Annotated in this window: 22 protein-coding genes; all 22 read right to left on the bottom strand. The window is 52.3% G+C overall.

The genetic code is table 11. The features are described from left to right. Positions 1-75: 75 nt before the first annotated feature. A complete protein-coding gene (locus VMJ32_18585; GenBank protein ID HTQ41028.1) occupies positions 76-1104 on the bottom strand; it encodes a glycosyltransferase in 1029 nt (342 codons plus the stop codon). 7 nt (positions 1105-1111) lie between these two features. Beyond that, positions 1112-1732 carry an acyltransferase gene (locus VMJ32_18590; protein HTQ41029.1) on the bottom strand — a complete coding sequence of 207 codons (621 nt, stop codon included), beginning with the start codon at positions 1730-1732 and terminating at the stop codon, positions 1112-1114. Further along, positions 1719-3557, bottom strand: a complete 1839-nt coding sequence (locus VMJ32_18595; protein HTQ41030.1) for an FkbM family methyltransferase — start codon at positions 3555-3557, stop codon at positions 1719-1721. Before VMJ32_18595 ends, VMJ32_18590 begins: the two co-directional genes overlap by 14 nt. 3 nt (positions 3558-3560) lie before the next feature. After that, positions 3561-4415, bottom strand: a complete 855-nt coding sequence (locus VMJ32_18600; protein ID HTQ41031.1) for a hypothetical protein — start codon at positions 4413-4415, stop codon at positions 3561-3563. A 152-nt stretch (positions 4416-4567) separates the two neighbouring features. Then, positions 4568-5644: a glycosyltransferase gene (locus tag VMJ32_18605; GenBank protein HTQ41032.1), complete on the bottom strand. Its 1077-nt coding sequence runs from the start codon at positions 5642-5644 to the stop codon at positions 4568-4570. Then, positions 5634-6848 carry a glycosyltransferase gene (locus VMJ32_18610; protein ID HTQ41033.1) on the bottom strand — a complete coding sequence of 405 codons (1215 nt, stop codon included), beginning with the start codon at positions 6846-6848 and terminating at the stop codon, positions 5634-5636. Before VMJ32_18610 ends, VMJ32_18605 begins: the two co-directional genes overlap by 11 nt. Then, positions 6823-7692: a hypothetical protein gene (locus tag VMJ32_18615; protein ID HTQ41034.1), complete on the bottom strand. Its 870-nt coding sequence runs from the start codon at positions 7690-7692 to the stop codon at positions 6823-6825. The genes VMJ32_18610 and VMJ32_18615 overlap by 26 nt, the downstream gene beginning before the upstream one ends. 99 nt (positions 7693-7791) lie before the next feature. Continuing rightward, positions 7792-9135 (bottom strand): glycosyltransferase family 4 protein, encoded by a 1344-nt coding sequence (locus VMJ32_18620; GenBank protein HTQ41035.1) that lies wholly within the window; start codon positions 9133-9135, stop codon positions 7792-7794. Continuing rightward, positions 9132-9968 (bottom strand): class I SAM-dependent methyltransferase, encoded by an 837-nt coding sequence (locus VMJ32_18625; protein ID HTQ41036.1) that lies wholly within the window; start codon positions 9966-9968, stop codon positions 9132-9134. Before VMJ32_18625 ends, VMJ32_18620 begins: the two co-directional genes overlap by 4 nt. A gap of 71 nt (positions 9969-10039) precedes the next feature. Beyond that, positions 10040-10798 (bottom strand): hypothetical protein, encoded by a 759-nt coding sequence (locus VMJ32_18630; protein ID HTQ41037.1) that lies wholly within the window; start codon positions 10796-10798, stop codon positions 10040-10042. 270 nt (positions 10799-11068) lie between these two features. Continuing rightward, positions 11069-12664, bottom strand: a complete 1596-nt coding sequence (locus VMJ32_18635) for a hypothetical protein (protein HTQ41038.1) — start codon at positions 12662-12664, stop codon at positions 11069-11071. Between the two features lie 99 nt (positions 12665-12763). After that, a complete protein-coding gene (locus VMJ32_18640) occupies positions 12764-13753 on the bottom strand; it encodes a glycosyltransferase (GenBank protein HTQ41039.1) in 990 nt (329 codons plus the stop codon). 43 nt (positions 13754-13796) lie between these two features. After that, positions 13797-14738: an alpha-1,2-fucosyltransferase gene (locus VMJ32_18645; protein ID HTQ41040.1), complete on the bottom strand. Its 942-nt coding sequence runs from the start codon at positions 14736-14738 to the stop codon at positions 13797-13799. Beyond that, on the bottom strand, positions 14735-15370 hold the full coding sequence (locus VMJ32_18650; protein HTQ41041.1) for a DUF268 domain-containing protein: 636 nt from the start codon (positions 15368-15370) through the stop codon (positions 14735-14737). Before VMJ32_18650 ends, VMJ32_18645 begins: the two co-directional genes overlap by 4 nt. Before the next feature lie 246 nt (positions 15371-15616). Next, entirely contained in the window at positions 15617-16879 is a 1263-nt protein-coding gene (locus tag VMJ32_18655; protein HTQ41042.1) for an ABC transporter ATP-binding protein, read from the bottom strand. A 60-nt stretch (positions 16880-16939) separates the two neighbouring features. Next, positions 16940-17833 (bottom strand): ABC transporter permease, encoded by an 894-nt coding sequence (locus tag VMJ32_18660; protein ID HTQ41043.1) that lies wholly within the window; start codon positions 17831-17833, stop codon positions 16940-16942. Positions 17834-17952: 119 nt separating this feature from the next. Continuing rightward, the gene (locus tag VMJ32_18665; protein ID HTQ41044.1) at positions 17953-19455 is read right to left on the bottom strand and encodes a glycosyltransferase family 4 protein; all 1503 of its coding nucleotides are present in this window, start codon (positions 19453-19455) and stop codon (positions 17953-17955) included. After that, on the bottom strand, positions 19367-19999 hold the full coding sequence (locus tag VMJ32_18670; GenBank protein HTQ41045.1) for an EpsI family protein: 633 nt from the start codon (positions 19997-19999) through the stop codon (positions 19367-19369). Before VMJ32_18670 ends, VMJ32_18665 begins: the two co-directional genes overlap by 89 nt. Before the next feature lie 10 nt (positions 20000-20009). Beyond that, the gene (locus tag VMJ32_18675) at positions 20010-21596 is read right to left on the bottom strand and encodes an MraY family glycosyltransferase (protein ID HTQ41046.1); all 1587 of its coding nucleotides are present in this window, start codon (positions 21594-21596) and stop codon (positions 20010-20012) included. A 2-nt stretch (positions 21597-21598) separates the two neighbouring features. Further along, positions 21599-23893, bottom strand: a complete 2295-nt coding sequence (locus VMJ32_18680; GenBank protein HTQ41047.1) for an AAA family ATPase — start codon at positions 23891-23893, stop codon at positions 21599-21601. 45 nt (positions 23894-23938) lie between these two features. Next, positions 23939-24943, bottom strand: a complete 1005-nt coding sequence (locus VMJ32_18685) for an exosortase/archaeosortase family protein (protein HTQ41048.1) — start codon at positions 24941-24943, stop codon at positions 23939-23941. A 74-nt stretch (positions 24944-25017) separates the two neighbouring features. Continuing rightward, positions 25018-25599 carry a UpxY family transcription antiterminator gene (locus VMJ32_18690; GenBank protein ID HTQ41049.1) on the bottom strand — a complete coding sequence of 194 codons (582 nt, stop codon included), beginning with the start codon at positions 25597-25599 and terminating at the stop codon, positions 25018-25020. Positions 25600-26761: the final 1162 nt, after the last annotated feature.

Consider the following 26761-nt stretch of genomic DNA (forward strand, 5'->3'; position numbering starts at 1 on the left):
TGACAGCGGTGTCGAGTTGGCAATTGAGCTTCTTGGAGCGTCGCTGGCTTCACTTACACACGTTTCGCTACGAGATCAAAAGGTAAGTCGTTGACCGGCTTCGCTAACATAGGTCGTATTCGAATCAGACGAACGCGATTCATTATGACGTGAATCCCGATTCCATTTATGGCTCGATATAATCTTCCACCAACTTTGCGTCCTCAAGCGAGCAATCAAACGAGGGTCAACGATCCGCTCGCGATTTACTGAGAGCCATATCTTAATGCCGTTTGCGTCTACCGGCCGGCGTTGGGCCAGTGCCGCGGGCAGGCACAGCAACACGTCCCACCACACTCGCGGTTCTTGCCATGCCCAGCCACGTTGCCACGCATAGCAGAACTGTCCAAACAAACGCACAACGAGCACAGGAATCACCAAATACAAAGGGTAACGCATGATCGCGCTGCAGGCTTCATTCCGGGCGTGACGCCGATGGTTACGTTGTTCGTTTCTGTTCAGTGCCGAGAACTCGTGATAGACCAATATCTCGTTCCACTGCAGGACACGATATCCTGCATCCCAGGCCCGCAAGCAAAGGTCAGGCTCTTCATAGGTATGAAAGAAAAATTCGGGAAAGAGCCCTGTTTTCTCAAGCATGGCTCGCCGAATTACCGCGCCACATGCAGCGTATGAATTGCAATGCCATTCGCCGCGCAAGCGACCGGAATCCTGCATCCGTTCTGGATGCTCCGGTCCGATCACCTGCAGCGAAATGATGCCTAGGTCTGGCTCACGTTCCATTCGTTCCACTATTCTTCGGCATGCATCCGCGTCGACTAGCCGGCTGTCGTCGTCCAGCGCGATGATGTATTTGCCGCGGGCGCGCCGCAGAATATCATTGCGCGCGACGATCGAGCCGACATTTTTTTCGCGACGCACAATATTCACCTGGGAAAAACGACTGCGCACCATTTCGTAGGTGCCATCCGTCGATGCGTCGTCAACCACCAAGATTTCCATGGCTGGCCACAGTTGAGCTTCACAATTTTCAAGAGTCTTACGCAATTCTTCCACACGATTCCGTGTGGCAATCATAAATGTGATCAGTGGTTCGTTAGCCATGAATGAGCTACCCTCGGGCGCCAATCTCTCGTGCCGGAACGCCGGCCATTTTCGCATTGGGGGTCACATCTCGGGTTACCACTGCTCCAGCTCCGATCACAGCGCCCTTCCCAATCGTCACTCCTTTAAGAATGCGCGCGCCGGCGCCAATCCATACGTCGTCGCCGATGCACACAGGCTTGCTGACCAAGCGTTGCGATTGGATCGGTCCGTCACTTTGGAATCCGTGATCATGGTCGGTGATATAGCAATACGGGCCGATCATGCAGTGCTTGCCAATTTCTATACGCTCGGAGGCGTCGATCATTGTAAATCGATTGATATATGTTCCATGCCGAATCACAATTCGCGGTGTATCCGTTCGATCCCCGGTTGTAAGCAGCACAACATGATTATCCAATGCGACGTTTTCAAGGTGCACATCCCAAGGATTTCGCGGAATTTCCACGCGCTGCAGCCAGCACTTACCCACGATTTTGACGCCCACCACCCTAAACCATAAAATTCGCCAACGCATCCTAACGGCGCTCGGAAGGCGAAGCATGAAATTGACCATCCGGTCACTGGCTGATTTCCAGGTATTGCTTGGGTCGTGAACGGCGTTGTCAAGTCCATTAGGTGCTGGCACACTGCCCCTCGCCAGCCAGAATAATCAGATCGTAATCTCCGTAACGCAATCGCTTGTGCTCACGCCCTCCCAGGGCACGGGAAAGGGCATCCCTACAGCCATCTCGGAAACGATCGTGCAGTTCAATCAACAGGGCATCAACCTTGTCGAGCCATTTGTCGGCGCCATCTGAGAGCAAATCCACCTCTGATCCTTCGATATCCATTTTCAATAGTGAAATCCGCGGAAAACCGGCGATTGCCAAGATATCTTCGATGGTATATGCGCAAATCACTGGGCCCGCTTGGGCAGCTGCCTCCGCTATCCGAAACGACCAGCTGTCCGCAGTCGGATTTGAAATTTGTAATCTCGTTCTCGTAGGCCACACTGCGCCTTGTAACAACGTCACATTCTGATAATCGTTGCAATTCCTACGGAACAGCTCGCAGTTCGCGGCTTCGGGCTCAATAGCAATGATTCTTGACTTTGGCCAAAGGTTGGCAAAACGCAGTGTCGAATAGCCAACATTGGCGCCTGCATCGACAATAAGTGAGGGTTCAAAATGCAAAGGAAACTGAATCCCATGTTGGCACAATACTTGGCGCAAAGCATAGAAATCGGAGCCATTGGTGCGGCAATATACTTTTGTGCGCACTTGTGGAATATCCAATGCCAGGAGCCGTCTCCCTTTCCTGCGTTGGTAAACAATCTGCAGGGCCGTGCGTAATCCGAATTCTCGGACATGGAATTTGAAATTGCGGTATTGCAGGGACAGACGATGCCCCGCTAATGCGCTCCTTGGTTTCACTGTTTGTATGCCCACACAACCTGCGCGAGGGACGTTTAACAAAATAGGTGCTGATGGTGTAACGGGTGTAGTGGTCAGCATCTGCATCCCGTCCCGGCGGTGCGCAGCACCAGACATCCCCCCGCTCCGCATGAACGTAATCCAATGTCTTGCGGCAAGGACTGGAAAACTGGCCAAATAACGCCAACGCCTTTCACGAAAGTGCCATCCCAAGGTAGAGCGGAAAAGATACCAAGCGTCGCGACGTTGGCTTTGCGACAGCAACTCCAGGCTAACAGGACGCACATGGCGCGTGATAATGCGCGTGCGTTCTTTAGATCGGTTCGTTCCACCCGGATATTGACTACGCCGCTCACTACCGATCAAATGTCGGACTCCCGCATAAGTCCGGTCTAAATTTGCCATCGCGCTGTCGGCATGACGACGATATCCAAAGGTTACAGGGTTTGTGATTTGGACAAACCCTGGCGCTGTGCCTAGTCGGAGCATTAGATCAGCATCTTCCGCGTTGACGCGCTCCTTGGTGAAACCACCGACCTGCTGCAATACGTCCCGTCGAATAACAAACGATGATACTCCGAACCAGCGCCATTGGTCGCCCGAGGCGAGATAGTCAGAAAACACATTGACGGCCGTGGAATCAGCACCGCTAAATTCCGTTGGAAGTTCGTTCGCATCCTGAAAGAGCGACGGTTTGCCGATGACGATCGCCGGCTTGTCGTGCTTTTCAATCTGTGATCGGTATACTTCTAACGTCCACGGAAACCATACATCGTCGCTATCCAAAAAGGCGATATATTCTCCCCCTGCGTGCTCGATTCCTAAATTTCGGGCCGCCCCGGGACCACCATTTTCCTGTCGAAAAACTCGAATGCGATTACCAAACTGGGCCAGGACATTTGCGGTACCGTCTGTACTGCCATCATCAATCACAAGCACTTCGTTATCGACGAACCGCTGCGCCAATGCCGAGGTAATGGTTGGAACAACCAAACCAGACCGATTATGTACAGGAATGATCGACGAAAACGATAACATGCGCTACCGGGCTACCAGTTGGCCGGTTCCAGTCGATTCTGAAGTCGACGTTTTAACCCAGTGCTTTAGCACCAAGTCGTAATTCCCGGCTTGTTCTGGCGGAAAGCGGCCGGATTCAACTTTGGGAATCACATTCGGTAATGCGGCGAGGAATTCCTCACCATGGTCTGGGGCGTGAAGCGTCCAGGCCCCCGAATCACATAAATCTGCACGAAGCATTCCATTCGAGCACATATGTTCGGTCACCATCACCTCCCAATTCCACAAAGGGCTCTCGCGGGTAAGCTTGCTCAACAGCCTTCGTTTCCAAGAAAGGTATTTCGGAGCCATCGGAAGTGTACTGAAGAACCTGTTTCGATTTATCAGATAACGACGACTGGTGAAAAACCAAAATTTGTAGAACCCACGGGTATCTAATTCGTAGTGTCTTTCCCCTTGTTGCAGCAGTCCATCCTGACGGGGCGGTCCTGGATGTGGATTCACGCACAGCGCTTCGGGGACACGTTCCAATAACTCGATGCCTTTGTCGATCCAATTGAAATCCACGCTCTGATACATGAGCATATCGCTGTCGAAATGCAGGAAGTAATCGCCGCGCGCTATCTCCAAGGCGTACAGATTTCCTAGGATGGGATAGCCGCGAAAATTGTGAGTATGCTGCAGCCGTCTGCCAAAATGTTTGCGGTATAGCTTGTTTCGCACTACCGGCGAATAGTCCATTTCCAGGTAACAATCGATGCTGCCGGCTGACTGCAGTCTTTGGCAGGCTGCAATCAAATCGGCATGGCTGCCCAAACCAGGCTGCTGTGAATACCGCTTGGCCAAGGGCGCAGTATCCACTAACAAAATGCGTTCCAAAAACGGATAATTGCACATCCGCACCAAATGCGGAATGGTAAATTCCATGAACCGCAAGTCGGGGCGTGCCACAAAGATGGAGAGTGTGCAAGTTTTAAGCATGGGGAACTCAGGAAAGCCGGCGGCAATCGCTTATGGGAGGTAGGCTGGTATCACGACGCCGATTCCACAATTGTCCGAGGAGATATCATTGCTTGATCGACATCATCAGACTCACAGACTCGCGGCTTATTATTGCTTCGTCGCCGGCGGACTGCATCGGCAATGAATTCGGCGGTTCGAAAGCCAAACAAATGAAACGCTAACCGATACATCGGAGGAAATGCCGGCTCGTCAGCCAGCAGTATCCTCCTCCGCAATTGTTGCTGTTGAACAAGTGCCAGGGCTTGTGAGCGATCGAGGTGGTACAGGCTGCGAGCACATTCCATCCGCGTCAAGCTGATGGCACGATAACGCAGCTTGGTTAACGCATCACGCTGCGCTAGACATTTCTCGACGCTCGTTACCACTTCCAAGCGCCGTAAAAATGTTTGCAGGGGATCCCGCCGGCAAACCGTGCCCTGACTCCATTGCCGATAGACGGCGCCCGAGCATGGGTTGAATGTGAATATCTTACCGGCCGCCAGCAGCCGAAAATAAAGTTCGTGCTCTTGGCAGCACGGTTGATCTATCTTCCATTGGCCAACGTCGACCACGGCTTCCCGCCGAAAAAGAGTCGCACCCGTTTGGGGCAGATACCAGCGGATCAGCTGGATCCAAGGGTCGTGAGGCTCTGGAATTGGGAACACTTCACGTTTTGGCGAGCCGGTGGCTTTGAGTTTCGTTCCGCGATCATCTTGACTGCTTTCACTGGCCAATTCCGTTTCCGGCCAATATTCCATGGTAATGGGAGAATAGACCACGTCGGCCCGCGGATTTGACTGGGCGACCATCATCTGCTGCGCCACGTGGTCTGCCATGAGCCAGTCATCAGCATCCAAATACTGTAGCCAATCGCCGGAAGCCAGTTCGAGCAGCCGATTTCGCGCCACATTGCCACCACAATTCGGCCCGGATTCACAATGAATTCGGTCGCCAAAAGAATGGATTATTTCAAGGCTGCCGTCAGTGGATCCGTCGTCCACTACAATCACTTCTTTTTCCGACCATGATTGATCGAGTGCCGATGCGATTGCGGCGCCAATCCAGCGCTCAGCGTTGAAGCAGGGAATCAGGATGCTAACTTTCATGGTCCAGACTTTCGTTCACTGCTGCGCGCGATAAGCAGCGACCATTTGTGCGCTGAGACTCTCGGCGGGATTTTGCGATCACGCGACGATATACCAAGGCAGTCCTTTGGGCTATCGGTTCCCAATCGAAGCGCTCTGCGACCAGAGCAGTCCGACGAGCGATGTCATTTAAATCCTTGGATAGCGACTCTCGCAGACTTTTTGTCAGCGCTGCTTCGTCTCCTGGCTGATACATCAAATCGTCCGCGCCGGCAAGCGTCTCGGGCAGTTCACCCAGTCGTGGTGTGATAATTGGCTTGCCATAGGTTATGGCCAACATGACGCTGCCCGAAGTTTGCACACGCTCAAACGGCAATACGACCACATCAGCCGCCCCAAAATATAGCGGAAGGTCCTCCTCCGCAATCCAATGATCGTGCCAAATAACTCCCGCGACATCGGGCGCAATCATATCTAATTCGTGCCGATACTCGGGCGAACAGGGCCCCGCAATGACCAATTGGGCTTCTGCAGCGGCAAGTGCACGCCAAGCCCGCAGTAACATCGGCATACCTTTGTAGGGGCGTACCATTCCGAAGAACAACATGGTTGTTTTATCAGGCAAGTTGAGATTCTGCCTCGACGTTTGGCGCGGAGGGCTTGGTGAATATACGTCTTGATAATGGCCATGCGGGATGATGGCAATTTTTTCCGGGATGCATCCGAACTTGGCGATCGCTTGCTGCTTTCCGGCTGAACCGTGAACAATCACTGCTCCGGCGGCACGACACAACATGCGTCGCACCCAAAGTTCCAAGCGTGGGAAGCGTGATTCGTGCGGCACAAGATTATGTACAGTCCATACCAATGGGCGGCCGGAGCACCGCACCAGCGTCAAGTCACATAGAAACTTGACCGCCCTAATGATAAAGATAATTCGCGATTGTGCGCGCAAGTACGGTAGCGTCCAATGCAGGTGCAGAATGGACGAAGATCGATTCTCGCGCACTGCTCGAAAGAAAGGCAAAATACGACGATAGCCCACTGGAAAGCAGACATGAAAACCTTGAGACTCCAAGGATCGGGCCAGCAATCGTTGATAGGGATTGTCCTTCCTCAGGTCCGGCATCATTAAGACAACTGTTGCCGGAGCGCTGTCGGATCGAGAAGCAGCGACGGAAGGCGCGTTGAGGCGCAAGTCAGGAAGTCCGTTCAGACGTGTCATTGGAGACATATTGATCCTGGTGTGCTGGATCCAAAAATCCGTTTCGAACCAATTTGGCCAATCCCTCGCGGTACATGAGATGTCGAACCGCCCCCACATAATGTTTTGCCGCACAGCCGTCAGTACCAGCTTGTAGGCTTACTCGATACTCGCGCTCTGGCAGCAGTTCCACGCCCACGCGTGACGCGGCAAGCGCCAAAAGCGTTTGCTCGATCCGCCATATTTTGTTCGCCCATATCGAATCGCAACATAAGAATTCTTCCATCCAATCGAGATTAAACACGGCGCTGGATAGGAGACACAAACCGGAGTTGATCCGCTCATTCAATTCAATATTGAACTTCCGACTTGCTTCGACGGCACCGATGTTCAATGCTGGCGCAACGTCGGCGTTGAAATAATTCATAATGGTAGGTTTATCGATCCGGAAAAGGAGCTCGGTCGGTTCACGAAAAAATAATACATCGCTGTCGAGCAGTAGGACTCGCGGCGCACGGATAAAGCAACCTACATCGAAGCACTTGCGCGCTAGCGGATGGAGCCGCCGGTAACATTGGCAGCGCGGGTAATCGGACAACTCTTGCATCATGATTGCGTCACTCGCGACCGCGCGGATGAGTCGCGCTTGAGGAAAGTGCAGCAGCAACATTTCATCTTCATTATTGGTGAGCGTTCCGTCATCTAGAATGGTCAAAGGATAAGATCGTGCAGCAAATCGATAAAAGCTCTTTAGCGACCAAATTAGATTCAGCCAATCTTTTTTTCCAGTCAGCGTAAAGACTTCAATTGTGTCGGCCGTCACTGCGGTTTCAATCGGCGCCGAATCGAGGATTTTGGTCCGCACAAACCGTCGCCAATACGGCGTTGACCACCCCTCGTGGCAGTTTTGACGGAACAAGTACCACAGTCTACCAGGCGTCGGAAATTTGCGCGTCGAAGTCATTCAGCAATGAAACTGATCTGGCCGAATTACAGGCGGACAGGATACAGATGATGACTCAAGAGCAACCTTTTCGTGTTTGCCGGCGCTTGGGTCCGTCGCGCTAATTTCAGCACGCCCTGAGTCAAATTCCTCGAGAATCCGTCGGTAGTACTCTAGCAACTGGGGAATTGTATGATCAGGATGCAGCCTCCTAATTCGTTCCTTGGCCGCTGTGCCGATCCGGCTTTGCTCATCCGCGGACATACGTGCCGCAGTTAGCATAGCCTCGGTCAGCGCTGCGGCATCGCTCGGCGGCACCAGTAACCCTGAACTTCCATGATTGATCAATTGCTCGAAACATGATCCTTTCGTGGCAATTACGACTTTGCCCAGCCCCATTGCTTCCAGGCAAGTGTTGGGCAGATTATCGATCAGCGACGGCAATACCACAAACCGAGAATGCTCGAGCAACGGGTAAAGTTTGTCATGCTTCACCGGATCTAAAAGCGCAACGCGATTGACATCTTTCCCAAGGCTTCGGCGAATATAGGCTCGCATGCTCCCTCCGGTGGGCGCTATCCCATCGGTGCCGACGAAAATGAACCGGAGATCAGGCAATGCTGTCAATAATTGCGGCAGGGCGGCCGCCAACACATGTGCGCCCTTCATCTGAGTTAAATGACCAAAAAAAAATCCGTAGTCGCGGCCTCGTCCAAACTCGTTAAAGGCGCTGAAATCCTGCTCCGGTTCCGGTTGAAAGAATGGCGATTCCAGCACGTCGACACGGGGCAAACAGTAAGCACGTGCAACTTGTCGTGCCACAAATTGACTCGGTGCGTATACAAACGGTCGGCTACGTGCATTCCATTCTTCCAACTTCCAACGCAATCGAAGTCCGACGGTGGGTACGCAGCCCGTAGCCACATCCCAAGCTGGTCGGAAACATGACATTCGCAATACAACAGGTAGGTCCTTCATCCCGCGCAAAAAAAGGCCTACAGCCGAAACATTCGCGATTTGTACTACATCGAATGGTTGATATCGGTGAAGGGCTTTCAATTTTCGGGACAAGCACCAAGCTGCCTTTAAATCTTGATAGGCCCCATAAAAGCTTCGTGGAACAAGGGTATCAACACGGTCAATCGTCATTCTACGATCCCAACAGGGAACCACTCGATGCACTTTTGCTTCTCGGTACGCGAATGACGCGGTTTCGTGCGACGTAGTGATGACGTGGACGTCATGATTCGCTTTCGCCAATGCGACCGTGATTCTGCCCAGATAATTGGCAAGTCCTCCGTTAAAACGCGCTTCTGTAACAAATTCAGGGGTGACAAATGCCAACCGCATCGGAGATTTTTTCAACTTTGTTTCCGACAGCGTGCGATAAAGGTCGTGGCATCTTCGATACCACGCGTGCCTTCACAGATGACAATATCCTCTTCAAGGGGAGGATAGACACAACTGTCCTCCATCCAATTGACTCGAACTCCTTTAAGTCTTTGAATCAGTCGACCGAGCCGCACAAGAGGATTTGACCAAAGTGCAAAGTCGCAGCTTTGCAATCGAGAAAGCGCTTGCACCTGTCGCTTATAGGCTGGAGTATAATCCTGTCCAAAGATCTCTACGGAATCGAAGTATTTACACAGCATCTCGCGAAATTCCTCCTCCAAATACTCCTTGACGTGAAAGGGATTGCGCGGCGTAATGCCGTCCTTCAGTTTTGGGCGAAACCGCGTATTCGGCGTGCTACAGTAGAACCAACCGCCGACACTTAGTAAATCACGACATCGCGCCAACATCGACGTCGGGCTGTCGACGTGTTCGAAGATTTCATATGCCACGATGCCATCAAACGGTCCATATATTTGATCCAGCTGTTGTGCGTCGTCCTGCACGAAACTTGCCCTTGGATGGTGGAATTCGGATTGAGCTTGCGTTATCGCTTCCTGAGAATAATCCACGCCCACTACTTCCGAGGCGCCATGTTCAGCGAGATAACGGGTCCCGTAGCCGATGCCGCACCCCAGGTCTAGAACGCGACAACCTTGCAAATGCGTTGCGGCAAAAGTGTACCGGGTGATGTGCTCGGCCCAACTAGTTTGCCATTTCTTTGTGTTGGGAACCATCCGTTCGGTGTATCTTGCATCATATCGCTTTCGTTGTTGACCGGGATCGAATTTCGACACGTGGTTCATAATACGGAGCTTCCTATTCGCTGCGATGGACATGTGACTGTACAACGAGTTTGAAAGCGACTGAGTTAAACCTACAGGGAGAATTCACTTTGAATTCGTCCTGTCAAGGGAACAATCATTCGTGGCGAGCGGACGAAGTTGCGGTAGGATCGGATCAGATTGACGAGTCGATTGCTTAACGGGACATCATGGCTGTGATTGTCGCCATGTTGAGCAACGTAAACTGCTCCACGAAACGGTAGTGCTTCCAGCGGTGTGCCGGCTTCCGCCAGCTTTTCAGCAATTTTGGTGTGCCCCCACCGCAAAACGATACAGTTTTTCCGGCTGTCTTCTCGCAGGTCCTTGGGAAACCGAATCAATCGGCTGCTGACAATTGCATTGGTACCGCAATTGAAGTCGTTGCTCCAGCCAATCCAATGACTGCCGTATCGATAATGATAGCCGCGGCGGATGATCCAGCCATTACAGTTTGGATGTTTGAGTGTATGCTCAGCCAGACGATTGCTAACCAAATCGTCGGCATCCATGATCATGACAAAATCAGGTTGAAGCTCGCCGGCACGCATCATGCCAATATGAAGTTTGCGCCATTTGTCTTCCATCGTCGCGGCATACGTCGGACTCGGTGGCGGAAAGTCAACTGATATAATTTCAAGTCGGTCGTCGAATCGTTTGCCAAACGGAGGTTGTTCATGGCAAATTAGCAATACCTTGACGCTAGGTTCGGTCTGCTGTAAAGCAGATCGAATAGAAGATTCGCATAAACTCGCGACCCGCTCCCAATTACTGCTTAACAGACGCGACTTCAGCGCCATCAAAAAGCAAAGCATACCACTAAATGATTTGGTTGAAAGTGAGCTAACAAGAGACGAACGTTTAGTCCAACTTAAAGTCTGGCGTCATAACCGGGAGATGGAGATCTTGCTGATACGTGCTGGCGTTTCATTATCTACCAAGCGATTTGTCATCCGCTGCTTGAATCGCGCCCAAAAAGCTCGAGAAGAGACAGTTTCTTTCGTCGTTGGGCGCCGATCTGCCTCCGGCGCGGAAAAGGATTCCTCTCCTACTGACATCGAATTCCTTTTGTAGGCATTCTTCCACTATCTAGTTGCCTCTGTACTCTGTGGAGCTTTAATGACATGCAATAGGTCAAAGTTTTTTCCGTCGTATAGGACTTCTGTATGCATTTCGCTGAGCGCCAAAAGATCCTCGGAAAACGCTATGTGAGGTTTTTTGAGTAGCACGTATTCGACGTTGCGAACCTGGGCACGCGCGTCGTCAATCTCTTGCGAGCTGGCAATTCCTGGTGATAAGCACCAATAGTGATTCGGCCAAACCGAGATTCCAAATTGCTTCAGCAAGGTCACATCTCCCATCATGCAGGGAAACGCGATGGTTTGACCGTCAACGTACTTTTTAATCTCAGTTAGCTCTGCCTGCTCGGTCCGATCCACCACAAGCTGTGGATTGGTAAGATGAAAGTCGTCCGCAATACTTGTAAGCTTCCTTTCTACTGACTCCATCACAAATACCGCGTGGAGGACAAGATTTATCCCAATGAGCGCCATGATCACTATGCCAACACGTCCTAAACCGCTGCCGAATACTTTCCACGCAGCGATAAACCCGAGCCAAAAAAACGGTAGGTAACACGCCAAAGCGCTGTAACTGATCGTCAAAGTGAAAAAAACGACGGTAGCGATAAAAAAAAGAACCAAATGCAGATGAGAGGGCGAACCAAGTTTATCTTCTTGTGGATCAGCTCGAATCAATTGCACCACGCTAACGAGTAGCCCAGCCGCCAGCGTCAACAATACGATTAAATCAAGATGGGACGGATTCGTCAGGTATCCTTTCCAATTCTGATCAGCCGGGAAAAAGCGATCCCATCCAAGCTTCAAAAAACTCGCCTGCCTATTCGCATACAGGTGACTACCTGCAATGGGAAAAATGGTGAGCACATAGGATGTGGCGCCATGCAGGCCGATGTAAATCAATCCGACGACGCTCTCTAAAACAGCGGAAGGGGCGACAAACCGCAGCAGTTGAGCGATACGACTTGTCCAAGATGTATTTAATTGCAAAAATGCTCGCCACAACACAATACATATTAACGCGAATCCGATCAGAAATCCGATGGAAGGTCGGAATAAAGTAGCTAGCGTGCAACCCAACAAAGCTAAATCTAGTCGTGATGACATCAGGCACCGAATTGCAAGCAGCAGTCCAATCAACTCTCCCGGACGGGCAATCGTGCAATTGTACGGCAACCAACGAAACAGCCCGAGCGCGAATACTGCTTGAACGAGCTTGGACAGACGAAACTGCGCGGCAACCGAAACGATTAGCATTGTCGAAATCACGCGAAACAATAAGCACAAGTACAAAAAGCTTGACCAATGGTTTCCGAAGATTACTGCCCATGCCTGACATATCAAGACTGTCAGCGGTCCATAGGAGTACCCAAAGTCGACGTTCGGCTGACGATTCGAGTTTAACAGTTGGACTAAAACTAAGTGCCCGCCATGATCGTCATATGCCCAGCAGCTTAGGCACTGCAAGGCGATGACCTCATCGATCAAAATGGTCGCAATCGCCACCGCAGAAACTACATACAATACCCAATTCGCAGAGGCGGTGCGGGGCGAAGGCAACATTCCTGTGGGGCTATCGATGGTGATGGGCGTGCCAGACATCAGCGCTTATGCACCGTTTGATGTCGGAACCAAGAACAGCTTTTCGAGAATCTGATGTACATGCCACGGTCGCGATTCGACATTACTTCGCCAGTTCTTTCAAACAACACGCACGACGCTGGTTGATTCACGCTTTGGATGACCACGCAAATACCGACGAGCAGTTGCCAACAATTGTTCCGTCCTCATCGGGCCCAATGCCCGGACCAAAGCCTTGTACCAGGCACGTTCAACATAATCAGGATTGGAAGACAATCGCGTGGCACATTTAAATCCCTCACGAGCAATCTCAATCGCTCCATCGCGGTATGCAAAAATTGCCTGCTGAAACAAACTTCCAGCAAGCGCCGCACGCCGCTCTTTCATAAATTGATAGGGTGGTCCAGATTCGAGCTCCTTCAACAGCGAAATCATAAACCAACACAGATAGCCGGGCGTCTGAGGCTGCAAGCTAACCCTTGGCCCATTGTGATCACGATGCCGAAATAGTAATGCATCGACGGCTCTAAGCCGCGCACCGGCAGCTCCCAATCTGCAATGTAAGTTACCTTCCTGCGCCCGTGGCAAGTCCTCACGAAACCCCCCCACTTTTTCCAAACATGAACGTCGGTGCAGCGGATTCTCGGTACCGACCGGATGGTTGAGGAGAAAGATGAACGCATCGGCTGTGGGCGTGGGTAATACGATACGCTTGATCGGACATGCCGGCCGTGTGTCGCCGAACAACAAACCTCTGCATAGCACAATGTCCGCCTCATCGGCCAATAGCATCGGTAATTGCATCGCTATTTTCATTGGCTCCAGCAGATCATCCGCATCGAGAAATTGAATGAATTCGCCACCCGATAGCCGCAGTGCTTGATTGCGGGCAGCGCAGGCGCCTCGCTTTGGTCCAGTCTCACATCGAATTCGCCTGCCAAAGGATCGAATAACATCCAAACTTCCATCCGTGGAACCATCGTCCACAACCACGACTTCAATTCTGGGATAAGTTTGCGCTAGCGCGCTTTCTATCGCCTCGCCAACATATTTTTCCGCGTTAAAACATGGAATCAGTATGCTGACCAAGGGTTCATTGATCGGTCGCATGCTCGAAAGAGGTGACGTGACTGGCATCTATTTTATCGACACGCTAAAACGCCCAGTCCAGATCCTTGTCCACACGAAACTGTTCCGTTCCGTGCAATCTATGGTCCACGCTCGTTAGATGGAGCAAAGGAACACCCCCGAAAAACGACGCCCACAAAGAAAATGTGCTCGGTGGACCGATGATATAATCACACGACGCGAGAGCGTATAAGTCGCAGATCGCCGTGCCGCTGCCGATAGCTACTGGCAGCGATCCAAAAGCATCGGGCTCATATCGTTCGTCAGAACAAACGAGGAACTTTACCGCACGTCCCTTTAGCATCGCTTGCATCTCGCGCATCCATCGCACATAGGCGCCCACGTCAAAAAAGTATCGACCATTTCTCCACCGTGCGTAATCCTTTTGTCGCACGTGTACTCCCACCAACACGTCGCAGTTTTGCTTTGCCGATTTGACAACAGACCGAACCTCGCGAAGAAAAATCTGCCGCGGCCGGAAAAACCTCCGAATGATCGATGCATGATGTGAAAGGGCAACAGGCGCGCGGAAATGCCAGCCATCCAAGATCACAAAATGACGCTCACGCATCGCACTCACGACTGTTGGATTGTCCAAATTGCACCACTCGCTCCAGCCTATTGATACGTCTTGGACACGACGCTGCAGATACCTTTTCAAAGCATCGTGCTTGGACATGTATCCGCGTAGGAGTCGACACGTATGGGCAACTTTCCCTCGAAAAGTAGCTAATTGCGGAATGGGAAGCAGCGGAAGGGTTGGATATCCGCAGAATAAACTGCCCCGGGTCCTGCCGAACAGATGGGCATAGGGCGTGAAAGCGATGTTGACGACCTTGAACTTGTTTTCGATAGCGGCGGCCATGACATGAGCGGAAAGCAGTAGGCTGTTAGCAAGTTGTCCGACGTGATTGGCAATAATTAATCGCGTCGAGAATCTTATCATGTCGTCTCGGCGTTGATTCATTGTGGTTTCTGGAACCAAAAACACCCGCAACCATAAGTCTGCGAGTCCGCCATACTCTCTGGTGCATCGATGATCAAACCGCCCTGATCCTCCTTGTCGGGCACAAGCGCGAACTCCTTAAGTTCAAGGTCATTAAAATACGCGCGAATCTGATGGTATGCATAAATTCGATGGGCATTGAACTGGATCCGCGGCTCCCCTATCGGCACGACAAATAGCAGTGAACCAGCTGGTGCCAATACTCGTTTGAGCTCCGCAATCGACTTAATGTCACCATCGGGATCCAGCCGATCGCCGTACCGGCCTAACCCGATGTGCTCCACCGTATGCATGCAGGAGAGGGATGCGACAGATGCGTCGGCAAAAGGTAATGAGAGCAGATCACCCTGTCCGCATTCGAGTCCAGATAAACTGAGACGCGCCGGACGATAATCGAGGAACTTGATAGGTAAGAACGCAGAAACAATCGCAGAAAAATATAACTTCGAAGAAACATCGATATGGACTGCCGGTCGTAGCTGGGCAAGAACGCGTGCGGCCCATGCGGGATGGTAAATGTAGTGACGGTCAAATCTGGTCGTGGGAGTGTTGTCCGTCAGGCAAAGACGACGGTCACTCCAACGAATGGGCATTTGTCTATTTCGAACCGACGATAACTCAGAGAATTTGAAAAAGTCTCTTCTGAACTTTCGTGCAGCCGACATTCGACTTGCGCGATTGCACAGTGATGCGATAGGTCTTGCGCTCCGCAGCCGATACATTACTCGTCGCGTCATGACGTTCAGATCAATGGGTAACCGCATCCCCCGCTGCGGCGGCTACATGGCAATTTGTCTTCGCCTCGGGTCGAACATTTGGCTTATCGCTTTGGCAAATGTCTAATTCGTACATTCAATCTGCCAACTCTGCTTCGCAAAGACGATTCCACCCACATATCGACCGTAATTACCGAAAAAGTCGGTCGGCATCACAGTAAATTGAAGGGCATCTTCAATGACGTCTAAAAAGCAATCCTTACTCCCCAAGGCAAGCTTAACGCTGTAGCGGCCCGGCACGAGTTCCTGCCTCGGAACGCTACATATAAAGCGGAACTTGCCGCGGACGGACCGAGGCAATTGGGTCGATGGGTCACACACGGTGTTAAACGACATCACGCGGAGTCCTCGGAAATCGCTAATTCCAATTCCCAAATTTGGCTCGTCGACCTGTTCGCAGACACATTCAACGACCAGGGAAATAGGCGCGCCGATTGGAAACTTTCCATCTGCACCTTCGACGCTATTGATCGACGCGCTGGTTATGCATGCGCGTCCTTTAAAAGTGCTCAATTCCTCCGCCGTTCTCTGAAAACTTCCCAAGGTAGCTGAATGGGCGGCATTGAAGTAGCGGCCTATGGCGTCGCACGGCTTTCCGTCAAATATAATTTGCCCCGACTGCAGCAAAATCACGCGCGTACATAGTGTTTCGACTGCCGCACTGTTGTGACTTACAAACAAAACCGTGCGTCCATCATGTGCCACTTCTCCCATTTTACCAATACACTTTTGCTGGAACGCGGCATCACCGACGGCTAGGACTTCATCGACAATGACAATCTCTGGATCCAGATGGGCCGCAACCGAAAAAGCCAATCGCGTGTACATACCACTGGAAAACCGCTTGACAGGGGTGTCGATGAATTTTTCGACCTCGGCAAAGCTGACGATTTCGTCGAATTTCGCGGTCGTTTCTCGCTTGCTCATCCCCAACATGGCGCCTTTGAGAAACACGTTTTCGCGACCAGTGAGTTCCGGATGGAAACCGCCACCGACTTCCAGCAGGCTACCAACTCGTCCATCCAAAGTCGCCATGCCGGTGGTCGGTTCGGTGATCTGAGAAAGGATTTTTAAGAGGGTACTCTTACCGGCACCATTGCGTCCGATAATGCCCACGATTTCGCCCTGCTGCACCTCGAAGTTGATTTCGCGCAGTGCCCAAAACCTGTGATTTTGGCGCGCTCGGCCCGAAAGGTGCCGAAAACGCCGCCACGGCGCTGAAGCTGCCGACACGATCGCTTCGCGCAAAGTCCGGTAGCCCGGCTCGGAAACCCCAACTTGATATTCCTTGCCGATATCTTCGACGCGAATAACTGGTGTGTTCATGGGTTGCGTGTCGAAATGCTCGCGAGTTAAAGTTCGCCGTTGTTACTTTAAGATGACCAATCAAATAACGTCTGCAAAGCGCCGTTCAACACGTCTGAAATACAGCACCCCGACTACCACCACAACAATGGTTACGATTAGCGAAACGCCCACACAATCCCAGCGAACGGCGTCGCCCAATATAGCGCTGCGAAATCCCGTAAGCCAGCCGACGGCGGGATTGAGCGCATAGATCAATTGATACTTTTGCGGAACAACACTTAGAGGATAGGCTACAGGACTGGCGAACATCCACAATTGCACGATGAATGGTATTACATAGCGAAAATCGCGATACACGACCGATAAGGCCGCCAAAAGTGATCCGACGCCAAGCGCTAAAATTGCAGTCCCTAGCACAAAAAGCGGAAGCATGGCTAAACCCGAGGTGAAGGCAACGCCGTACTTCACCATCAGCACGATCAGTACGCTACTGGCAACAAAGAGATCGACCAAGCCACTGCCGATGTTCGAAAGCGGATAAAATAACCTGGGAAAATACACTTTAGTCAATAACGTCGAAGCACTTACTAAACTACCGCCAGCTTGGGTTACTGAACTAGAAAAGAACTGCCACAGGAGCAAACCGGAGAACACAAAAATGGGATACGGCACGTCGACATTCTTCGACATCCCTCCGAAGCGACCGAAAAATGTACTGAATACAACCATCGACATGACTGGCTGAATAATGGCCCACAGGGCGCCTAGCACCGTCTGCTTGTACCGGACTTTGACATCGCGCCAAACCAAAAAGTACAGCAGTTCGCGGTATCGCCACAGTTCCCGGAAATCGATGGCGCGCCAGCCGGAAGTCGGCTTAATAATCAGGCGGTGCGATCGTGGCGATTCCGTTTGCAACGCACCGTTCGTGTTGCCAAACCCCTCTACAGGAAGTTGTTCAATGAGTTGCATAGATTAGTAAAGCAAAGCGACTGCGACGTGCTTCGACGTCAGCTTCGGACTCACAATTACCCCGTCCTCCGATTGCTGGTCATTCATCAGCAGTCCATCCAAACGCGGCTTTCAAATCACTATCCTTGAATCGTCGCCGTGTCGAGGATATCCGTTGGATTTCCCGACTGTCGATGAATTCCAGAGGCGGATTCAGTCAATTTGAGAGGGTTGTGCAAAACCTCAGTGAGCGCCGATTTCGTCGATGCAACGCGGTCAAAAACGGATATTCCACCTAAAGATTGCAACATTTGCGCGAATGACTTTGTTGTATTGCAACGGTTGTAGAACTGTTCCGCGATCTGACGGGCACGGTGGCCCCAAATCTCCAATTTTTCGCGCGAGCTTGCCAGGCCTTTGATCGTAGCGGCTAGTTTTGCGGAATCACCGGGTGGACTGACAATGCCCACCTCGAACCGCTCGACCAACTCGGCAAGTTCGCAAGTGTGGGGTGCCACGGCGAGCACCGGACTTCCAGATGACAATACGCCGTACAATTTGCTGGGCATCAAACAGTTGACGACACGCGGATCGACCGGCACCAAATGCACGTCTGCTGCGCTAAGACTTTCTGCCAACATTTCCTTAGGCTGGTACGGTAAAAAGTGAACGTTGTCAAGACGCTGCGCCGCAGCTTGCTTAACCAAGCGTTGTTTGATCGCCCCATCGCCGACCAATAGAAACAGAATTTCGGTGCTGTGTCGCAAGTATCCAGCGGCCTCGACAATATCTTCCAACCGTTGGCATTGCCCCAAGTTGCCGGAATACATGACGACAAACTTGTCGACCAAGCCGTGTCGCTGCCGGAAACAGTTGTTTTGTTTGACGGGAATAACTTTTTGTGTGTCGATCCAATTCGGTATGCAACTGATGGTGCTCGCCCGCACACCGGAGCGAACCAATAGGTCGCGCATGTCCCGGCTCAACACGACAATTCGATCGGCGCGAAAATATACCCAAAACATAGCCCGGCGCAGCCAACGTGTCAGAACGTTGTCAGGTAGTTTGCCCAAGGCAATGGCCAGATCAGGATAGATATCTTGCAGATAGACGACAAGCTTTACGCGCCGGAGTTTTTGCAGCAAAAAACCGATGAAACATAATAGCGGTGGATCCGTTTCCACGATGAGGATATCGGGGCGCGGAAGCTTAAGAGCGGCCACCGCTGCCATCCAAAAGAACGAAAGGTAATTCACGGCGCGCCCAATCCAGCTTGCCTTTGACAGCTGCGTGCACGGTATCCGACGAATTCTTACGCCCCGACGTCGAGCCCATCCTGATCGTCGAAAGCAAGTTTCTCCCGCATATTGATTGGGGGGGCCAGCAATTACAGATACGTCAAAGTCTGCGCTCAAATCTTCGCACAGTTCGGTCAATAGTTGACCCGTGGCTTCCACGTCTGGCCAGTAGGACCGATTGATAAAAGCAACATGTGCGCGATGCAAATTCCGAATAGAATCTCCCCCTTGGACCTCGTGCACCCGATGTTGGCAGTTATTGTTGCTCAAATTGTCGCAGATGGGGAGACACGACTTCAGCGAATTCAACGAGTTGGCGTTCTGCCCGGCTGGGGTCATCTCCATCCGCTTGCAGCATGCATTTTATGGCCGGCGGCCGAGACTTGCCCACGCTTACGGTTTTCTGAAGGCTTTGGCGAATGTCGTCATCGTCGAGCGCAATGGAGTCGCCAAGCGTCACCCAATAAAGTACCGCAATTCGCTCCGTGCGTTTTTCCAGGATTAGCATTCTCGCGGTGAAGGAGCCCGGTCCGTCAGCAAATATTCGTACAGGTTGCCGGCTTACTATATCCCAACCGGCAGCCGGGTAGCAAATCTCGGGCTTGTGTGGGATTGCAACATCGTAATTCAACCATACTCCCAAATTCATATCAATTCGATCGCCCACTGGGTTCTTGTAAGTACGGTTGATCATTTGGTATGCTCCGGTCCGCCGGAACAATCGTCGATCCAGTTCAATATCCGAACCTCTCCACTCGTCGATTCTCAGTGGCATCGTGCTGAGCGCGGTTTCGGGAGGAGCGGCCGACTGTTCCAGCAGGCTATGGCGAGTGACGCGGATCGCCAATTCGGATCCGAGAATGAGTGTAAGTGCAATAATCAATCGCATGGTGGATGATTCATTGGGTTACTTGCATGATTGGTGGTAATCTCCGAACTTCTTCTAACTGCTTGCCGGCAGACCGGGGCTCATCGTTCCGTGCATCTCCCGAAGAGCTATCTCCCACGGGGTCAACCGCACCCAGCATGATCACTTCTTGGAATTGCGTCTCAAATGCCGGCAGCGCGCTGAACAGCTTCGCGAGCAACGCGCTCGCGGAATCGCCGTTGTGAAATCCACCAATTGACAGTCTGCCCAGCGGTCGGTTGCCGTTGCCAAGTGGAATTTTGATTTCCCATTGTGGTTGTAGGTCCGTATCCTCCGCTTTTGTCCAGGACACATGGTAATATTCCTGGCAGACTGGAATATCCACATCGAGACGCATCCGGGTCAGGTTAAATGGTTCTGTGAAATCCAACAGCGAATCCCACAAACGCTCCCAGGGGCGAGACCCCTGCAGCCTCACTTCCTGCTGCTGCGGGGAGATTTTCTCTCGATCGCGCCCTGGAATCAGCGAGTGGGCAAGCGCTCGCAGCTTCCCGCTAAGCAATTGCAACTCTCCGTAACCGAATGATCTCGTGGCCACCAACACTCCAATCACTGAAATCACGCTAATGACCGCAAACACGTCGCTCTTCATCGACACGCTGGTTAGGGCGCCCAAACACGTGGCGAGACATGCCAAGACGATGAAATATAAGGTTCGCCTCGTACTCCCGGCGATCTGCTGCAGACAATGGTGCAGATGTCCCCGGTCCGTGGTGTAAATACTTCGTCCAGTCAACTTGCGTCGGACAATCGCAGCGAACGTATCCAATAGCGGAATGCTCCAAGCGGCCAGGGGTGCAGCCAATCCTGTGAGCGTGGGCCCCTTCAGCGATGCTCGAATCGAAATCGCGCCTAGCCAGAGCCCGATGAACATACTGCCTGCATCGCCTAAATACATTCGCGCTGGGGGGAAGTTAAATGGCAGAAATCCTGCAAGCGCGCCTCCCATCATCGACAATAATAGCGCTTCGACAAAATGGCCATTCAGGAAGGCCAAACAGGCCAAGGTGGTGCTCAAAATTAAACCAATTGTGCTTGCTAATCCATCGATCCCATCAATCAAGTTGAGCGAGTTTACCGCTAACAGTAACCAGCCCAAAGTAATCGGAACGGACAGCAAACCGAGCTCTATCTGCACCCCAAACAGGTTCACCGCTCGAACTTGATAGCCGAAGTTGATCAACAGGCTGGCGATCGCAATTTGGCCGATTAGCTTATGTCGCCCGCGGAGTTGGAATAGATCATCGAGCAGGCCCAACAGCACGATCAGGAAACTGGCTAGGAATACGCCCAGCAAGCTCCACGACTGCTCGGCGAATAAATCTCCCAGGCTCATCTCGCAGACTGCCATCAAACACATACTGACCCAAATTGCGAGCCAAATACCGACGCCGCCACCAAGTGCAACGGGACGGTCGTGCAATTTTCGTTGGCTATCGGGGCGATCAACAAAACCACAACGAATAGCTAGGAGACTCACTCCCGTCATCGATAGGTAACTTATCGCCGCCGCGACAATTCCTGTGAAGATAATCAGTATCGGTGTAATAGGAGCCATAATTACTCGCCCGTCGTCCCCATCTCGATTGGTTCTGCATTGCCGTTGAATAGCTGACGGTACCGATCGGTTAAACCGTAAACATAAGCAGGCCTGCAGCTCACGACCCCCCCCAGCACATGCACGCCCACTTGCTCTAACCGTGCCCGCGCTTCCATGATCTGATAACTCTGGCTGACGTCGCGCATCACGGCCAAGATTGCCGCATCGGCAAATTGCCCAATCACCAACGTGTCGACGGCCGGTAGGATAGGACAACTATCCACGATGATGATGTCAAATTGCGATCTCAGCTCCCCGAAAACCGCTTCCACTGCCTTTCGTTTGCTGGACAGCAGTTCATTGGAGCCCGAGCGAATGCCGCCAACCGGCAGGTGGTAGAGGTGTGCTTCTCCGGTGGGAAAGATCACTTGGGCCAGCTGTTGAGTGCCATCCAACAATTCTACCAACCCAGGACCGGAGTCATTGCCGAACACAAGGTGCGTAGCGGGGCACCGCAGGTCAAAATCCACCAGTAACGTCCGACTACCAGCTCGGCCAAAACTTTTCGCCAATTGTGTGGCGATCGTCGTCTTCCCTTCGCCGGAAATCGCACTGCTAATGACCACGACCTTCAGCGGGCGAGATCGTCGTTGATTCATCAATGTCTCGCGAATTGCGTCGACTGACTCCGTTAGCAAGCGAGTCCAAACCGTGGGCGGGCCATTGGCGGCCAGACGCCGATGGACTCGCGCAGGAATGAGCGGAACGGTGCCGACGATGGGCAGCCCGAGCGAAACACTGACCTCTTGAGGAGTATTTACTTTTTTGCGGCGAGTGTCCCACCAGCAAATGCTCAGCAACGGCAACAAGAATCCCGCCGCGCCGCAGGCGCCGGCCAGCCGAATCTGTCCTTTGTTGTCGTTGGATTGCGACGCGATGGCACGGCTCAAGACTTCCACACGCGCTGCTGACGCTAACTCAATCTTCAGGCTCTCCACTTCCGAGTCTAACTGTTTGCGAACGGTTTCAAGATTATCCAATTCCGTACGCATCATCTCCAAGTCGACGGAGGATCGACCGATCTGATTGGCTTCCCCCGCCAGCTTGGTGACGTCTTGACTCAAACGTTCGTCTTCAGCACGCAACGTCGAGACTTCCGAGATCGTCGCTTCCAGGTCAGCCTTGGTTTGCTGAATTAATTCTTGTCGTAGATCCGCTTCCACCCCGGGCTCAAGACGCACACGCAACTGCCCCAGCTTTTCCTCTTCTGCTGCCACACTGCGACGGTATTTATCGATCAACGATTGCTGGTTGTCAGCAACAACGAGCTCCACGTTGCGCGACTTCTGCCGTAGCGCTTCCACCGCCTGAACGGCCGCAATGTAATCAGGATGCGCCGTGATGCGAGCATCGAGAAGCTCACGAGCGATCGGCTGCTTTTCCAAAGCCTCTAAGTGAGCTTCTGTAACCACTTGCTTCGCATTGGCACGCATCAACCCTAGCTGTACCGTCAGCCGTTCCTTGCGCATCGACGCATATTCCTCTAAGGCAATTTGTTGTTTGAGCGTGGCGGCTTTCGAGTCTCCCGTTCCCAAGGATTCGGTAAGCTCCTTCAACTCGGAGCGTTTCTGACGCACTTTTTCTTCGGCATCGTTGTAAAGCTTTTCCAAACTTTGCAGCCGGTTCAGTCGTTCGTCCCGCTCAGCATGGACAATTCGATCCACATACGCATCACAAACTGCATTCACGACCGCGGCAGCCGTGGCGGGGTTTTGACTGTGTATGGAAATCTGGAGTATCTCGGCGTCACCGGGAAAGGTTATGACGATTTCCTTCTGCAACCATTCGACCGGATCGAGCTGTTGTTTCACAATCGGTAATTGTGCCACCGTCGGATCGCGCAGCGCCGCGTTGAGCACGAAGCGGTCGCGTAGCAGCTGCTGTTGGGTCTTCTTGTACACGTCGAATGTCGCCTGCTCTGCCTCGTTACCTTTGGCATCCAGTAAAGAAGGCTGATGACTCGCGATGCGCAACGTGGCGGTCGGAGCGTAATCGGGCTGCCAATTGCGCCACGCCACCCACGTGGCGGCGCCGCCGCACAGCAGACTCAGACTAAGCGCTAACAGCCACCGTCGCCGCAGCGCATGTAACCAACTTGAGAAACCGCCTGTTGATACTGGGGTATTCAACGGCCGGCCCACACCGACGGAATCAGTACCACGAGTCGAGAGTGCTTGAGACGAACTTTCCGAAGAACCCGCGGGGACACTGCTCTCCGGTAATCCGGATACAGGATCAGAATGAGATGGATTCATCTGCGTTGCTTACTCATGCTAAACGAGATCGTCTGCTGCAATTGCCTACGATCTGTGGTCACTGTTGCGAGGGGTGGCGCTGAGTCGGAGGGGACCTGACGGCACAACAACCAGGGCGCGGTCGAAAAATTTCATTTCCAACCAGAGTAGTCCCAGCGCCATAGGACCCATCAACCAGCCTCCCAAATCGTGGAAAAATGATTCGCCGAACTGCGGGTTGACCCAGTTGTGCAACAAGGCGGTTGCCGTAATACGCACGATATTGACCGCGATCGCAATGGGCACTGCGCTCGCAATTAAGACGATTCGTTCGATCCACGTACGCTGCACGATCATCGCCACCCCAGTCGACACGGCAAAAAACAAAATCAGCATCCGCAAGCCGCTACATGCTTCCACAACTCCAACTTTACTATGAGTCAAGAGAATGACGTTGCCCTCCATGCCGGCGGGAATACCAATCAGCTGCAGTAGATACGTCACGCTCGTCACCGCCAAGTGCTGTAAAGGGAGCGAAAGTGATTCGGAAATAAACCCGGGAAGGGGAATCATAAACACCAGAAACACAATGCTGGGAAGTGCCCATCGCAGGCAGCGCCATCCTCCCGCCGCAATCGCCAATCCTGCCAAAGTTGGCAACAGTGAAAATGCAGCCATCAAAGTGTAAAATCCGTACGCCGCCACGCACCGGAGTGCGATCCCAATAGCAACCAAGCCTAGGCCCCACCAACTTCCTTCCCAAACCATTCCCGTGATTTGTTTCCGGCGCAGCCATAACAGCACCACTGACCACACGGGAACGAAAAAGCCATGCGAATACTCAGGCTCACGTAACCAGCGGCCAGCCAAGTGCAAGAGCGAGGACCAATAGGCCCATACCACAACGAACACGATCGCAGAAATGGTGATCTGAACTCGGTATTGATCAATTTTCAGTCCCGTTTGCGTCGGTGTTGGAACGCTACGGATATGATCGCTGGCTGGATCAGTAGCGCTTCCTCTGACCGGCCCAGACGATTGGCGTTGGTCGCCAATCTCATCGCGGCTCATGAGATCTTGAGCTGGTCGCTCGCTAGCGAGTTGCCGTTTGTTTCGTGTCGACCGGTAATCGGTTGCCACGTCCGCTAACCTGCCTCTTCGGTAACGACAGCATTAACTTTTTTTCGTTTGCCTGATTGCTGGTCACGTGCGGCTACTGCGTTGCACAGCGGCGGTTGTTGCGGATTCCTCAATAAGGCCCTAGTGTCTAAGCCGCCTGCAATTGCGTCTCCTTGCCCGATTTCACCGCTCCGCTTAGCCGAGGCACAACCTGTGCTGCTCGGGAAGTCTATCAAAACGTCGTCCGGCTCGTTCGCTAGCGCTGTTGCCACTTCTATGAGGTCCAGCCGGAACGCTTCTTGATCGACGATACATAGCATCGACGTTGCACACCCTGTTGCAAGACAGGCCCGGCGTTCCTCGTCGGTGGCAAAGATGAAAACAAACCCGGTGAACAGCGGCGAAAACGACGTTGCCTTCCTCCCGCGATAGGTGAGGATTCGCGTTCGCAACGGTAGGTAATACGGAATACTCAGCTGCTCCAGTTCGCGCGCCAACGTCTTCTCTTGCCGCGCCAATGTTTTGACGGCATACCACCGCCGTCCGGGCACACTCTGTGGCGGATTCGTTAAGAAATTTAGCGGTGTACTTGATGCGTTGAGTATCACCGGATCACTTGTTGTGAGATCTTATGTCGGCACTCCGTGCCGGTGGGATGCATCACTATGCTCCCAAATGCCGTGGTGCGAAATAAAAAATGTAATATCCGCTGGCGCACGATGCGTAATCGTCGAGTGTTTGCTTTCAAACAATCCACTCCCTCCTTGGCAAATCATGTTCCAAAGCGACCCACTTTAGCGCACGATTTTCCCCTTGGGATGGATCGGCGGAACCAAGTCACTGACGAGCACGATCACAGAATTGCGTCGCGTCGCAGTAGACTCCGTCCTGGTCGGTTGCAAGACGCAACCAACAGATCAACGAGAGGAGCCACTTCGCGAAATAGGTCGTTCCAAGCATCCGCACGAGCAAGCTCGTTGATGATTCGCGAAAGCTCAGTCACAACTAATGTAAAATCCGCCTCGAAACATCGCCTCACCAACTAGGTAACAGTCTCTGATCTTACCCATCTTTGGAGGCATGTCAATCATTATGTCAAAAATTATTTCTCGTAATATTTTCTTCAGAAATTTGCAGACAAACGACACATTCAATCGAACGATACTCATTTGCCCATTCCGTTTGCATTTGGTGCTACAATGCGTGGCAACTATACGCGATCTCCCCCTCGATGGAATTTCGATGGTAAACCGTTTTCTCGATTGTGGCGCATAAAGTTGCGACGCACGCTCAACTCGCAGGCGCAAAACGTATTGGCGATTGTCTGGTAAATATTGCATCTGCAATTTGAGCCGGTTCGTGATCGAAGCTGCGATGCACTGGATGCAACATGACTGATGCGCACATTTTCGGTCCATGCGTTGGTAGCCAATCGTCAGTCAAGGACAAGTCTGACAAAAATTGCTCAAAGGTGGCTGTTGGCACAAAAGTGACATTTCGTCTAATTGCAGGTGTCAAGTCGACTCAACAGCGCGAGTGAGTAAACACTCGTTCAGGCCAAGATCATTGGAGCCCTGCTTTGAACCGCCAGAAGGCACGCCATCTCGCGCCACAGCGATCCGCAACGGCCTCATAGTGATTGATGGCCGCAGAGGGCATTCGTGGAAATCTGTGGTCCTTGCCTCGTGTAGCATGAGGTCGCTTGACGTTCGATTCGCTCCGATCGGATCATAATTCATAGTGGCACGTGTCATTTGAGCGCGCGATACG

The sequence above is a fragment of the Pirellulales bacterium genome, from assembly GCA_035499655.1.
In the GTDB taxonomy this organism is placed as follows: domain Bacteria; phylum Planctomycetota; class Planctomycetia; order Pirellulales; family JADZDJ01; genus DATJYL01.